Here is a 15,114-nt window from a genome sequence, read left to right as displayed (position 1 = left end):
GTTTAAGGCGTTGTGGTGAAACAGTTTTAGATGGTTTGCACCAGTAACGGTAACTACTTTGGTTGACCGCCAATACTCGACATAAACGGCTGACACTGTGGCTCTCTTGCTGCTGACGGATCAGCGCAAACCTTTGATTGAGTCCTGCATCAAGAGAGCTGAAGCCTTTTTTAGGATGTCGTTATCGCCTTCCAACCGTTTGATTTTACGTTCAAGCTCACGAATTTTAAGTTGATCAGAGGTCAGTGGTGCAGCGCTAGAAAGCTGACCGTTACGCGCTTGTTTAAGCTGTCTTGCCCATTTATCGACCGTCGATTTTCCTAATCCTAAACTCTCTGAGACGTCCTTAACATTGCGCCCTTTATCGACGACCTCTTGAGCAACTTCAAGGCGGAACTCGGGTGAGTAGGTTGGTCTGGTTCGTTTTGTCATATTTACACCTGCTTAGTTAAAGTGAGTTTATCACCTCTAATCAGGTGGCCAAATTTAGTGTGCCACTACAGTCTTTAGTACCATCCGCAACATAGCAAATCACTTCTTCGCTTGCTTGCAAGACTTTAATGAATTCAGCTTTATCTTCAGATGGAACTTCGGCAAAATATCTATCTACACCTAGCTGCTTAGCTAGCTGCTTTGTGGGGGCTTCATGACCTTCAGAAATAATACAGACTTTGTAGTCCATACCGTGAAGCTTATTGATAGTGTCTAATGCATCTGATCGTATAGTTGCACGCAGTTCAAGAGCACCAATAATTTTATTATTAAGCACAACATAGATCAGTGAGTAATCCCCCTCATATGATTGCGCTTCTTTTGCTTGCAGTGCCGCAGGAAGCTCAATTGAAAGTTGCCTTATGTAATGATAATTTCCGACTTGTATGGTGTCTTTGTTTAGAGAAACACTAGTACCACAACCTGCTTTATAAGCGTTCACTTGCATCGAAGGAAGATCAATTTCTTGCTGTTCGGCAGCAGCCAAAATAGACAGGGCCACAGGGTCTATTTGTTTTTGGTGAGCGGCAGCTGCATACATAAGCACTTCTGTTTCAGAGAGGTCTGTACAGGTATGGATGTTAACTACATTGGGAATTTCGTTAATCAGGGAGCCTGTCTTATCAAAGACTATGGTAGTAACTTTACGTAAGACTTCTAATGCTCTTCCGTCTCTAACCAGAACACCCCTACGTAAAGCTATATTTAGGTAGTTAAGTACGCTTAGGGGGCCAGCAGCATACAATGCATCATCTAGTGGTGCCCATAGCAAGGCAAGTCCTGCGTTAGGACTTTTGAGAATGCCCGTCAGTGCGCCACCCACAAAATATGGTAAGGCTACTCGGTCAGCATTATCAACACTGCGTAATTCAAGGTTATCGGTAAACGAAGTCATCTGACTCAGCACCTGCTGTGTATTATCTGCAATAGAGTCTGTGCCGGCTTTATCAACTCTGATCTGAATATGCCCAGTGAGCAAAAGAGATTTTGCAAAAACCTCCTCGCCTTGTTGTTTCTCTAAAGATTGAGACTGGCCAGTTAACATCAACTGATCAACTGTCGCATGTCCCGAGATTACCACGCCGTCAACTGGAATAGTTTCACCCGGAACCATAACTAACACATCACCCTTAATGATGCTTCCTAAAGCCATTTCGACTTCTACACCTTCACGTAATACATAGACAATTTGCTTAGAAGGCTCGACAAATGCATCGGCTAGGTTTTGAACGGTATTATTTTTAGCCTTTTCCATGGTGCGTACGGCAAAATACAAAACCCAATAGGCACCCGCTACCGCAAAATAATGCCCAAAGAGCAAATTTACCGGAAGTACTGTCGCTTCCAGAACCATACGGGTGAAGCGTTTTCGTTTAGTAATATCGTGGAAAGCCCGCTTCCATGTTGGAACGGTTAGGTAAGCTAATCCACCAATACTTAGCACAACCAAATAGGGTGAAAATAAATAACCACTCAATGCTAAACCTAATGAGCCGCTTGCAATAGTAAAGTCTCTTTGTGATTCTGAGGTGGACTTTTCGGGCTGCTTTATCAACAATTCCTGTTGGCTGACCAACGCCCTTTTAACGCGTGGTTTTCGCTTTACCAATCGCTTTTGTTGTTTTTTGTTGAGCGCTCTCAGGCTGATAAAAGCCGACACCCCAACAATGATTAATCCTGGAAGCATTAACACACTAAGAGCCCACCTTCATTTAAGTAATAAAGCCGTTAGACCAGAATTACTGTTGATGCAGGTCATCATAAATTAAAGAACATGAATGATTAATTACCCGCTCTTAATGCTTTTCAGTCAACAGAGTACGCAGTAATGTGGATGGTAAATGAGGATAAGTTTGAAAATAAGTAAACTTAACAATTCTTGACACTATAGAATTTCAATCAGAGAATACAGGACGCTCATTGACTCAAGCCAGCCTAGTTACTGCCTTTGAGTTTTCTCCAGTAACGCTGATAAATCTTACTGGCACTGCCGACATCTACTTGAAAATCAGCGTTATCAATCACTTCTCGTGACGGGAAAATAATGGGGCTTTCCCGAATATTTTTATCTAATAACCTTTGCCCCTTAATATTTGGCGTTGCATAACCAAATGCCATGGTACTGCGAGCTGCAATCTCGGGCCTCAACATAAAGTCTATAAATTTATGCGCATTTTTAACATTTTTTGCTTGTGACGGTATAACAAAACTATCTATCCATACCGTTACACCCTCTTTAGGAAAGACATACTGATACTTTGTATTCTCTTGGTTGGCAGTGGCCATTTCACCACTCCACATTAGACCAATATCCACCTCACCGTCTAAAAAAGCTTTCTTCGGTTCACCACTAAACATCTTCACATTTGGCATTAAGCGACGGAGCCTTTCATAAGCTTGTTTAATCTCTTCTGGATCTCTGGAGTTAGTCGAATGACCATTAAGCGCTAAAGCAATATGAAAAACTTCCCGCATATCATCTGTTAGTAGTAGACGGTTTTTCCACTTTTTACTCCATAGGTCTGACCATGAGCGAATTTCAGTCTCACCGATCAACTCCTTATTCAGGCCAATTCCAGTACTTCCCCAGAGGTAAGGAATACTAAATTGATTACCTTTATCATATGAGCGATTCAATAGACTTTTGTCTAAATTAGAGAAGTTTTCTAACTGTTCGAAATCAATGGCTTGTAATAATCCCTCATCTCTCATCCTGCTCACAAGATAGGTCGATGGGACGAGTACATCATGACCTCGTCCACGCAGGATTTTCAGCCTTGAATACATGGTTTCATTATTATCAAATGTCGAATATTCAACCTCAATGCCTGTCTCTTTGGTGAACTCTTCTAAGACACCTTCAGCGATGTAATCAGACCAGTTATAAACAATAACTTTGTCTTCCTCAATATACTGTTCAGAAGAGGCTCCTACAGGCCAGAGTAGAATGCAAAGAACAACAAAATACTTAACTCTAGTTATTAACATATCTCTCTGACCAAAATAATTATCGTTATAAATCATAAGAACAATATTCTTAGCTATTTAACCAGATGATGCAATATCGCAGGACTCGACCTTTACAAAAATTAACACTATACCCCCCTAAAACGAAGCTCCTTACCTTGACTAATTTTTGATAGTAAACCGATAATACCCACTCGTCACCCTCCCCCAAAATCAGTTCAAAAAAGAGCGACCAAGAGGTGATATTTAATCATTTATTCATATAAAAGCTTGAGTATAGTCAGTGGAAGATAATCTTAATTCAAATCCAAATGGACTAGTTAAACAGTGGGTCAGAGGAAAAGCAGTCATACTCACCATTGTGTTTTTAATCGCTAGTTTAATAACGGTATTCTTTTGGCCACGTATTGTTATTACAATCGACTCGGGTAACGCAGGTATTTTATTTAGCCGTTTCACTGGGACAAAAATTGACCGTATTTATGGTGAAGGTCTCCATATTTTCAATCCGCTCGATAAAGTCTATATTTACGAAACCCGCATGCAAGTGGCTTACCATGAGTTTGATATAGTTTCGAACAAAGGGCTTGCTGTACATCTATTGTTAGCTATTCGCTATCGGCCTGAGTATGAACTACTTGGTGTTTTGCATAAGCAAATAGGTCCTAACTACCTTAATCGTGTCATTTTGCCGCAAATAGAATCAGTAATGCGAAAGCAACTAGGCAACTATACCGCCGAAGAAATCTATACCAATGAAGCCGGCTTATTAACAACAGCCATTTTGACTGCGCTTGATGAGGTAGGCCGAAATTACGTTGAAGTTGAAGACATAATCATTCGCAGTATTCAACTACCGCCTGAAATGGTTATCGCTATTCAGAATAAACTAAAAAAAGAAGAGTTCATGAAGTCTTATGAGTTCCAAATTGAAACGGCCAAGAAGGAAGCTGAGCGCCAATCGATTGAAGCAAAAGGACTATCTGAATATCACAACATTATTAATAGATCACTAACTCCTGAAATACTATTAATGAAAGGAATCCAAGCAACAGAGTCGCTATCCATGTCTAATAATGCAAAAGTTGTTGTTATCGGTTCTGGCAAAAATGGTCTTCCAATCATCTTAAATACATCACAAGAAGATGGAACACCAGCTGCTCGATTAGAAGAAAATAAATCAACTAGTGACAGTAGTTCCAATGAAGACAGTGACACAACCAGTGCCCCTATCTCAGAAAAAACAACCACTCAGAAACCATGATGACGCTGCATAGTAAGAATATTCTAGTCGTTTTAACCTGTTTGTTAATGACAGCTTGCAGCACAGATTATGAAAATATGGGAAAGCTGCGCTCAGACTGGGCAAAAAAACAAAAAGGCGACATTAATATTGTTGCAGTAAGTCCCCAGCGGCAAAGTAATTACATCAAAGGCATCCTTTTAGCTGCTGATGAAATTAACCAACAAAAAGGAAAACTCCTTGGCCGTTCTCTAAACGTTCAAATACAAGTTGATGGCAACAACATTGATGAGAGTACGCCACTCATAAGAAGAATAATTTCAAACCCTAAAATCACTGCTGTTTTAGGTCATAGGAGCTCAAGTATTGCCGTACCTGCATCAATGCTCTATGAACGAGGTCAGGTGATTTTTCTTCCTCCTTTTTCAACAGCGAAAAAACTCACAGGTCATGGTTTCCAGTATGTTTTTCGCATGGCACCTAGTAGCGGCATTATGTCTAGGCAACTAGCAAGTGCGGCAAAAATGCTGGGGTATCAAAATATCGCCATTCTCTATAGCCGTGATGATCTGAACAAAGAAGTCGCGTTTATGTTCGAAAATGAAGCGTTACGTCAGGGCGTCAATATCACTAAAATGTCTTCTTTTTTTGAACAGGATGATAATTTTCGTAACATTATTGCACAACTTAGCACAGAGCCCTTTGATGCTGTTTTCATTGCTTCAGGGAGTACTCCAGGTGCAAGAATGGCTCAACAACTAAGGGACATGGGTGTACAAACCCCTATTCTTGGTACCGACGCCTTCACAAATGCTAATTATGCACTGACTGGTAAGGAAGCAACTAACAGTACAATCGTACCTAGCATTTACCAAGCAGCCAAGAAAGACCCAATCACTCAACAATTCAATGCACGTTATTACTCAAAGTACAGAGAGCTACCAGACTATAACGCAGCTCAAGGATACGACTCAGTTAAGTTACTGGCCCATGCAATAAAGCTTTCAGGGTCAACACTTACTCCCCTCATTAGTTCAACCTTGCACTTCATGCCTGCGTGGGTTGGTGTGACCGGATTACATTCTTATGACGAGCTAGGTGAGTTATTTGGCAAAAAATATTTTTTTCAGACTTGGAGAGAAGGCGAATTACATTACCTGCCAGCTATTCATAGCAACTATTATCTCGAGCGCTTCCAGAGTAGTAGGAAAAAGACGGTAGAAAATCAGAGCCCAACGGACTTTACCGACGTTTTTTCTAAGTCAATGCATGACGATGACAGTAAAATCTACATGCTAGACCTTGCCCATGACATCTTGCAGTTTAAGCGACTTGGGGTGATTCTCGAAAATACCATAGAAGGTAAAAAGCTAGCTGATTATACTTTGCTCGCCACCTTAGGAGAGCAAAAAAACATTCAAATTGTTCCTTGTGAAATTCCTTTCTCTATTCTTAGTGATAATGAAATAAAAAAAGAAATGCTGTCGTGCTACGGGAAGTTATCATTGAGTGTTGACGTTATATTTTTACCTACCAAGCAAGTGGTAAAGCCGTCACTTCAGCACCAACTCAATGCTGGTTTATCTTTTTTCAAAATTCCAATAATTTCGTTAAATGAGAAGAATGAGGACCCTAATGTTACTTTCGTTATCACTAAGCGGAGAGATGTTAATAACGCTTCAATCATCAACTTTTCAGGACTGCTAAATAACCAGCGTGTGCATGAGTTTGAAGAAAAGATTAGAGGATTACCTGATATCTCGGCTAACTTGCAAGACTTGCAAAAAATGGACATACCGGATAGTTCGATTATTCTGATCTCTCCAGATACTTTTATTCAAACTGGAGTAATACAGTAATGAGGACGTTATTAATTACGTTGTTAATAATGAGCCCTTGGTTTGGGATTAATGCAGCATCAAATAACCCCAAAAATAAAGCGGAAAACCAAGACATTATAAATATTGGTGTAACGGCGAATAGAAAACCATTTATCTATCTTAATGAAGATCAATCAACGGAAGGGATATTGATCCAAGCGATTGAGAGCATTTGCACTGAAATCGATGCGCGATGCCTGTACACCGCTAAAGAGTTCCCTAACTTACTTTATGACTTGCAAAACTCCAGCATACAACTCCTGCTTGTTATTGATGATATTGTCCTTCCAGAGATAGATCAACTCACACTCAGTGAGCCTTTATGCCATATGCAACCATTATTTATACAAGCTTCAGACAGTGAAACTGTAAAGCCAAAACCAGAAGATTATAAGAAAAAAATGATTGGCGTACGTTACGGCTCAATGATGCACCTTGATCTTCTTGATAACTATTCAGAGTTTGCCAGTCTCCGCCCTTATGGGCTTTTAGAAAGTGGTGTCTTCGATTTAGTAAATGGCCGTATTGACGCGCTTTATACAGAGGCATCGTTCTATCACAGCAGAGTTAAGACCGCCAAACTCATCAGCAATGTGACAAACGAAAAACTACAAGGTTTTAACGTTGAAGATATAAAACTTCCACAAACACACATGAGATTAGCTGCCGACACAAGTAATGCTGATCTTATAAAACGGATCAATGCAGCCATTAAGGCGGCAAAACTGGATCAAAGCTGTCTAGAGTTGCTTATGGGAAGAAATCCCACTCATAGCACGACTAGCCGCCCATAAATAAGTGATCAAGGAACAAGTTACATGCTCTCTATCTCAAGATATTTAATAACTCGCTTATTATATATAGTTCTACTCTTTTCTTTAACATGCGTACAACTAGGACATACAGCGTCAAGCAGTGAAGTTGCAGCTAATGAAGAAAAAAGCAATAACATGCAACAAGACTTAGAAACCAATATCGATAAAGTTGAATCAATACTTGATACGCTAAAAACACTCCGAACAGAGCTAGTCAGTGGCAAAGAAACCGACAATGAACTTCGTACTCAGATCATTGCCCTCGATGAGGTAGTACAAGCTATTGATACAAAGTTAATCGAAGCTTCCTCCGAACTTAGTAAGTCCACTGCCGTTATCTCAACAAGTGTAAATGAGATTAGAGAATTAGAAAAAGAACTCGTTAGCTTTTCCCGAGGAGTTCGCGCGAATGTAGCAGAGTTGGATGGGCAAAAGACACTGATCGAAGATAATTCTGTTCGTCTATATGAAATATTAATACAGGTAAGAAAACTTGAAGAGAATATTACCACCCAACACAATGCAGATAGTGGTAAAGATGATAAACAAGCGATTAGTGATGCAATAAACCTAGACTTAAACCAGCTTTGGCTGTTGCTCTCTACTGTCCTAATTTATTTAGTGCCCCTAGCATTCATCTTATCAAATACGAAAAACACACCAACACTCACAGATGGCGTCGAACAGCATCAAGGTGTAATACTCATGTGTTTATGCGCCTTTTTGGGCTATTTTATTATTGGCTTTGGGGTCATGTATGGTGAGACTGTCGGAGGCTGGGCCGGGTTTCCAAGTCATTTAATTGGCGAACTTTCAGACTCAGGCAATCCAGATTCCAACCTAAGGTTCTCTAGTTTTTTACTCCATAAAGCAGGCTTTGCAATGCTCGGCGTGTTGATCATTTATATGGCTATTGGTCGACAACTGAGTAGTATCTCTCATATTTTTCTCGCACTACTTTTAAGTACTCTTATTATTCCAGTTTACGGGCACTGGGTAAGCTCAGGAGATTATACTCAAAACAATCTTGGGTGGTTACAGAGCCTAGGGTTCATTGATAGCACCGGTATGACAACAATAAATATTATCGCCGGGTGGTTCTCATTAGTATTTGCATGGAAAGTCAAAACCCCTCGTGCAGATAGAAAAAAGACCCAAGATAAAGTACATGAGCCAATTTACTCATCCAGCGCTGTTTTATTACTCTGGATAGGTTGGTGGGGTTTTACTGCGGGGACTCTTTCTCTCAACGATCAGCAAATACCCAGCATCATTCTTAAGCTAGGACTAGCAGCATCAGCCAGTGGACTCACTGCTTTTCTGTATTACGCTTTATTTAATAAAGATAACAATAGCATTGCAAGTGGGCTTTGTGGCTTTGTTGGTGGGCTTGTGGCTATTACAGCTTCCGCACAGCTGGTTACCTTTGTAGAGGCCGCAGTTATTGGAGTAATAGCAGGCTTATTGCAAAATATTGCTTATCAAGTATTACGAAAAAAACTATTAAGATACGACTGGCAAGTACCAGCTGCTTACCTCGTATCCATACATGGTGTTGTCGGTATATGGGGAGCTATTTGTCTTGCTATATTTGGAACTGAAGGGAGCTTCATGCCCCCCAGTACAACTCAACTTGGTATACAAGTTCAAGGTGCCGGCATTGCTGTACTTTACAGTGTATGCGCTGCACACCTTGTTTTGCTCATTATTAGACCACCCAAACAGGCGAAGCAAGAAAAAACCAAGCTCACTAAGGCCTCAACTGCTTCATGAAAATCTTAAACTTTATGAGTCAGGAGACCAAAGTATCCAAACGTCGCATTCTGTTGTTGGCGGGGATCTCTGGAGTTGCAAATAGCATGCTTCTTGTCATACTCAATGAGGCTGCTACACAGCTTCGTGATGGTGATATAGAAACCCAACTATTCCTTCAGTATCTGCTAACTTTTTTGTTATTTATTTTTGCGCAACGAACCTCTCAAAGAGAAGCTGTTGCAGCAGTAGAGCATGCTTTACAACAGGTACGTATAAGACTGGCTGATAAAGTAAGGCGCTCTGAGTTGCGAACGATTGAGGCGATGGGAGGTATTGGCAGCTACTCTTCGCTGACACAAGGTGCAAACACAATCACCCAGTCAGTAATGTATTTAATTGTCGGTGTTGAATCTTTATTAGTCCTGATTTTTGCTTCTCTTTACTTACTTTGGTTATCCCCTGCCAGTTTTATAATTGGCATTACATTAATATCAATTACCATCACTATTCTTGTGCTGCACTACCAAAAAACATTTCATGAGTTATCTCTAGCTGCACGCAAAGAAGGCGAATTTTTTGAACTTTTCACTTCTATGCTTCAGGGTTTTAAGCAGTTAAAACTAAGTCGCCGTAAAAGCGATGCTGTGTTTGCTGATATAACTGCTGCTGCTAATGAAACAAGTCGTCTAAAAAGCCATTCTAATATCCGCTTGCTCGAAGATATATTACTAAGCAACGTTGCATTTTATTTATTGCTGTTACTCATTGTCTTTATGCTACCAACCATGGTTACTGTGTACGAAGAGAAACTCTTTCAGGTTATTGCTACCATTCTGTTTATGATGCAGCCCGTCTATAGAATTAGCGCTGCTTTTCCAAATATATCGAAAACAAATGTCGCCATCACCGGCTTATACGCACTTGAGGAAAAACTTGACTCTGACCAGTCTGTACATCAAGAGAGTCCACCTCTCCCTTTTACAGAATTTCAGTCGATAGCCATTAATGCTGTTAGTTTTTCATATTTAGATAAACAGCTAAACCCCGTCAGCCAAATAGGCCCCTTACATCTCTCTCTTAAACCTGGAGAAATCATCTTTATTACTGGCGGAAATGGTAGTGGTAAGTCAACATTGCTTAAAATATTAGCGGGACTTTATAAGCCAGAAGAAGGGAACTTAGCGCTTAACGACACACCATTAAAAGTAAGCGATTACAACGCTTATCGAGGCATGTTCTCAGCAGTATTCAGCGATTTTCACTTATATAGTCGCTTATATGGGATTGAAGACTGCTCAGAAAAGGTTGTGCTCAAATGGTTAACGACCATGGGCCTTAACCATAAAACTGAATTTAAAAATGGGCAGTTCACCAATACTAACCTATCAACAGGAGAACGTAAGCGACTTGCATTTATAGTTGCCGTGCTACAAGACTGCCCTATTTTGATATTGGATGAGTTTGCCGCTGATCAAGACCCAGAGTTTCGTGAGACCTTTTACAAAAAAATAATTCCTGAGCTAAAGACCCAAGGAAAAACGATTGTTGCTGTTACACATGATGAGCAGTACTTTGATACCGCAACAAGAGTAATCTCTACAAATGTATAAAACACTTTTAGCGCCGTTAGTGATACTCGGTAGTTTGCTTATTTCAACATTAGCAGCCGCTGAGAGTCAGAAATTACCGATAATTTATATTGATGCAACCACGCTTAGTGCAAAACAAACAGGCTTGGAAGTAGGTCGTCAAAGTAAACGCCTTTTCCCCAATATAGAGCGTCGATATGATATTCACTTAAAAAGCACTTTAAGCCAATCGACGTTTAATGACATTGTTCAACATCATCTTCCTACACTACTTCAAACACTAGACAGACAATATAAAGAAGAAATAAATGGGATTAGTGGCGCATGGCAATTAGTCACTAATAACAAGCTAGGAGATGGAAAGCTCTCCTTAGATGAGTTTAAGGTACTCAACCTATTACCAGATTTAGGATACCCTCCCATGGGCTCAGGTTTTGGGGTGTTTGGAAGGTCAGCAGAAAATAGACAGACACTCGTTGGGCGAAACTTAGATATGAGTAGCACGCCTCAATTGCGCAGCCTACAAGCAATTACTGTCTATTATTATAAAAATGACAATGTTGTAGTAAATATTGGGTTTGCAGGAATACTCTCAGTAGTCACCGGCTATAATAACAAAGGTCTATTCTTATCACTGTTAAGTGCAAGAAATATGAACCCTTACAAGCAGTTTGGTGAAAATAATATAGAACACCTACACTCTAGCGTTTTTGCAATAAAGAAGGCTTTAACAGATAAAATTGACATAAAAAAAGCAAACCACATTCTTTCTGGAAAGCACTATAGTGCTGACTTTAATTTTTTAATTGCAGATAAAGAAAAAGTAGAAGTGCTAGAGTCATCTTCTTCAGAGCATATTAGTAAACTAAGAAAATGGGATAGTGACACTTTCCAAGACTCTACAAGTGACTCATCACAACAAATTTCGGTTGTAAACTGCTTTGCATTAAGAGTGCTTCCAAACAACTGTTATGATCCAAACAACATTGTTCGTTTATCTCGCTTTCATGAATTAACTAAATTTAATATAAAAAATCCGGCTACTTTAGAAAAACTTTCGTTAGTTATGCTTGATAGTAATAAATATTTGTATGAAATATTTAATACTAAAACATTGCAGTCAGTTATTTACAAACCTAGTAATAACAGTCTCTATTTATATGCATCATCTATAAATAATGAAAAAAAACAACCTCCTGAATACAAAGTTTACTTAGACATTATTAAAAAAAAGTCTACTAATTTTAGTCTATTATCGTTAATTGAAAAGTGGTTCAATTGGATTCTACTATTTTTCATGATCTCAATCATTGCTGTTTTCGGTAAAAAAAATAAAGAACAAAATATTTAATCCGCTATATCGTTATTTTTTTTTGGTGTTTTTTGGATAACTCTTTACCTTGTTCAAAGCGCTCTTGTAATGTCTCTTTAACAACATCAGGGTCAAAATTATTTAACGTTCCGCCACTCTCAAAGTGCTGTTGGAAAACCTTTCCAAGCGCATAAGTACTCGCGCTACCCATTGCTGCCATACCAACACCACCTGCGAATGTACCGATTCCTGGAATAATCTTGAGTATACTTCCTAGAGCGGGTGACGCTGCTGTCGCAGTGAAGCTACTCATCAATGACGCCAGAAAGATTTTTGCTAACGTTTTGGAATAAGGTACACCATATAGTTTAGACAGCCGATATAGCATAATACGCTGAACTCCGACTAAACTCATCATATCCAGAAAAGGCACAGGTATGAAACCTGTGAGCGTAGACCCAAAAGCATAGTCTTTGATGATTTTATCTGCCTGTACTCTTAAATTATCCATAAACTACTTAAAAAACGCTCTTAAATTTTGGTAAAAAATACTACCTTAGTAATATTATGCGATATAATTTCTCACACGAACATAAAGAATTTTCTATAAACAAGTCAAAATTACGGTATAAGAATTGCTTAAACTAAGTGTCATTATTTTTATCCTAATAATAAGTATAACTAATGCATATTCTAATGATACCAAACCATACCAACTAAATGATAAGACGACCCTCGTTGATGTTTTTGATTATTCTAAGATACTTGAGGATAAATCAACAAAACTTGAAATAGAGGATGTAACCAACAGTATCAAACAATTCATCCCTCCCCTTAAGGAAGATACTCGCTCTAGTTTTGGCTTAACCAACTCTGCTTACTGGATGAAAATGGAAGTAGATAACCAAACACTGATGAAAAACACTTGGTTTATTAATATTCTAGGTGGTCCGAGCAAAGAAAGCTCTGCTTACATAAAATATCCTAACAAAGAAAAAGCGATACCATTGACATTATATCTTCAAACAAGATTTCCAACTTACCAGTTTAAACTTGAGCCAAATAAAAGTGCAGACTTATACTTTAGGGTAAGAGATACGCAAGTTCCATTAACAATGGGAGTAGCACTCCAAAGCGAGTCAGCCACACTGAGAATGGCTACATCAACATATTTTTTCTATGGCTTAGTAATTGGCGGATTGTTAATTCTAGCTCTTTATAATATTCTATATTACTTTAAAATAAAAGATTCTGGATTCTTTTCTCTTTCTATTTTCATTCTATCATTCGCCATGGAAATATCTGGTCATATGGGCTGGTATAATATTATACCAAACATGTCTGAAACACTCTCTCCACTAAAGACTTTCTTTGCTTTTTCTGCTACGACGAGTGCACTTCATCTTTTAATAAAATTATTAAAATTAAAAGACTACTTAAGATCATATTATATTATATTTAGAACAATATTTTTCATATCGTTACTACTAACAATACTTAGTCCATTCATAAAATTTGGCATGGCGATTGCGGCAATTTTAGGAATGGTAATATGCTTGTTGTCCTTATCTTTAGTGGTATCTAATTTCTTTAAAAAAGTTGATGTAGCCCCTTACTCTGCAATAGCTGGTTTTATTTTCGTAATTAGCATAATACCTTCCTTTCTTACTGCATTAGGGCTATTCGATATAGAGGGGCTAATCACCGATCTGTCTGCTCTTGTGCTACTCATTTCCTTAGTCATGCTTTCTCTTGATCAAGCAGAAAGAGTACGTATAAATGGCGAAAAAGCAGAGCGAGCAATTGCATCTTCTAAGGCAAAAGACGACTTTTTAACGACAATGAGTCACGAACTTAGAACACCTATGAACGCAGTCTTAGGTGCAGGAAAGCTTTTAGAGTTTACTTCGCTATCTTTTGATCAAAAAGAGTACGTATCTCGATTAAATAGCTCTTCTGAACATATGTTAAATTTAATCAATGACATACTATATTTATCTAGAACCGACCAAAAAGGTGTCGCTTTAAATAACAAGCCATTTGATATACAAAAAATTACTAATGATTTAGAAAAAATACTCATAGATGACTTCCAGAAAAAGAAATTAACCTTAATTATTAAAAATAAGGCTTTTCTTTTAAATAAAGAACTTATTGGCGATAAGCACAGAATACAGCAAATCCTCTTAAACCTGCTTTATAACGCTGTTAAGTTCACAGCAACGGGAGGTGTTATGTTAATCATAACACCGACTAATATCAGTAAGTGCATTGCAACCATCAACTTCCAAATAATTGATACAGGTATAGGTATCTCCTCAAGCCAGCAGAAAGACCTATTCAACCCATTTACACAAGCAGAAAGTAGTACCTCCAGAAAGTATGGAGGCTCAGGGCTAGGTTTAGCTATTTGTGACCGACTAGTATCAAAGATGGGAGGCAAAGTAGAGATTGACAGTACGCCTAATAAGGGTAGTCGATTTTTTTTCACATTAGACTTTCTGTTAACTGAAAAAAATCAAGTAGAGCCAGAAGCTACTTCTAGTTTGGTAAGGAAAAGTGTCATAAACGGCCAAAAAGTACTATTGGTTGATGATGATGAGATGAATCGTTTTTTTGGGGAAAAGCTACTTGAAGCATGTGGCGTTATACCTGTGGTTGCCGAAAGTGGCCAACAGGCTTTAGATTTTCTTGAACAGCATAGTTTCGATATCGTGCTTATGGATGTGAGTATGCCTGATATGGATGGATATGAAACTGTACAACGTATTCGCAAACACTCTTCCCTGAAAGCCATCCCTATCATTGCCTTAACGGCACATGCTATTGCAGGAGAGAAGGAGCGCTGTTTAGCTGCGGGTATGAATGATTACCTGACTAAACCTTTTGATATTGAAGAACTTAAAGAAGTGCTCAGTATCTGGCAATTATCAATTCAAACGCTTAAGAAAAGTTAAGTTTTTTCATCTAGTAGCGGAGCCCCTATTCTTTCGATATGCCAAAAGTTATTGGCCCAACAAGAAAACAAGCCCAACGAAGGGCTTTGTTTTCTTGCTAAAGT

At 38.8% G+C, this 15,114-nt stretch carries 11 protein-coding genes; 7 read left to right on the top strand and 4 right to left on the bottom strand.

Annotation, left to right across the window (positions count from 1 at the left end; translation table 11 throughout):
* Positions 1 to 120 precede the first annotated feature (120 nt).
* From DKT75_RS07600 to DKT75_RS07590, 3 genes are all read right to left on the bottom strand, one after another.
* Positions 121 to 432: a transposase gene (locus DKT75_RS07600; RefSeq protein WP_109821425.1), complete on the bottom strand. Its 312-nt coding sequence runs from the start codon at positions 430 to 432 to the stop codon at positions 121 to 123.
* A 40-nt stretch (positions 433 to 472) separates the two neighbouring features.
* Entirely contained in the window at positions 473 to 2,179 is a 1,707-nt protein-coding gene (locus tag DKT75_RS07595) for an HAD-IC family P-type ATPase (protein WP_109822824.1), read from the bottom strand.
* 248 nt (positions 2,180 to 2,427) lie between these two features.
* A complete protein-coding gene (locus tag DKT75_RS07590) occupies positions 2,428 to 3,480 on the bottom strand; it encodes an ABC transporter substrate-binding protein (RefSeq protein WP_109822826.1) in 1,053 nt (350 codons plus the stop codon).
* A 262-nt stretch (positions 3,481 to 3,742) separates the two neighbouring features.
* Here DKT75_RS07590 and DKT75_RS07585 point away from each other — a divergent pair, with 262 nt between their 5' ends.
* The 6 genes from DKT75_RS07585 (at position 3,743) to DKT75_RS07560 (ending at position 12,092) form a co-directional block, all read left to right on the top strand.
* On the top strand, positions 3,743 to 4,723 hold the full coding sequence (locus DKT75_RS07585; RefSeq protein WP_109822823.1) for a prohibitin family protein: 981 nt from the start codon (positions 3,743 to 3,745) through the stop codon (positions 4,721 to 4,723).
* Between the two features lie 77 nt (positions 4,724 to 4,800).
* On the top strand, positions 4,801 to 6,561 hold the full coding sequence (locus DKT75_RS07580) for an ABC transporter substrate-binding protein (RefSeq protein ID WP_158278810.1): 1,761 nt from the start codon (positions 4,801 to 4,803) through the stop codon (positions 6,559 to 6,561).
* Positions 6,561 to 7,376: a transporter substrate-binding domain-containing protein gene (locus tag DKT75_RS07575; protein ID WP_109822821.1), complete on the top strand. Its 816-nt coding sequence runs from the start codon at positions 6,561 to 6,563 to the stop codon at positions 7,374 to 7,376. Before DKT75_RS07580 ends, DKT75_RS07575 begins: the two co-directional genes overlap by 1 nt.
* 24 nt (positions 7,377 to 7,400) lie before the next feature.
* A complete protein-coding gene (locus DKT75_RS07570; protein ID WP_109822820.1) occupies positions 7,401 to 9,170 on the top strand; it encodes a hypothetical protein in 1,770 nt (589 codons plus the stop codon).
* A complete protein-coding gene (locus DKT75_RS07565) occupies positions 9,167 to 10,762 on the top strand; it encodes a cyclic peptide export ABC transporter (RefSeq protein WP_109822819.1) in 1,596 nt (531 codons plus the stop codon). The genes DKT75_RS07570 and DKT75_RS07565 overlap by 4 nt, the downstream gene beginning before the upstream one ends.
* Positions 10,755 to 12,092 (top strand): C45 family autoproteolytic acyltransferase/hydrolase, encoded by a 1,338-nt coding sequence (locus DKT75_RS07560; RefSeq protein ID WP_109822818.1) that lies wholly within the window; start codon positions 10,755 to 10,757, stop codon positions 12,090 to 12,092. Before DKT75_RS07565 ends, DKT75_RS07560 begins: the two co-directional genes overlap by 8 nt.
* A gap of 4 nt (positions 12,093 to 12,096) precedes the next feature.
* Here the strand turns inward: DKT75_RS07560 and DKT75_RS07555 are convergent, their stop codons facing one another.
* Positions 12,097 to 12,564, bottom strand: coding sequence for a YcjF family protein (locus tag DKT75_RS07555; protein ID WP_109822817.1), 468 nt, complete (start codon positions 12,562 to 12,564; stop codon positions 12,097 to 12,099).
* A gap of 124 nt (positions 12,565 to 12,688) precedes the next feature.
* On the opposite strand from DKT75_RS07555, the gene DKT75_RS07550 reads away from it, so the two are divergent.
* Complete coding sequence (locus DKT75_RS07550; RefSeq protein ID WP_109822816.1) at positions 12,689 to 15,010, top strand: hybrid sensor histidine kinase/response regulator; 2,322 nt, start codon at positions 12,689 to 12,691, stop codon at positions 15,008 to 15,010.
* The last annotated feature ends 104 nt before the right edge of the window (positions 15,011 to 15,114 follow it).

This window comes from Leucothrix arctica, assembly GCF_003172895.1.
GTDB classification, from domain to species: domain Bacteria; phylum Pseudomonadota; class Gammaproteobacteria; order Thiotrichales; family Thiotrichaceae; genus Leucothrix; species Leucothrix arctica.
The sequence above is the reverse complement of the archived record's forward strand: the minus strand, read 5'-3'. Positions and strand labels throughout refer to the sequence as shown.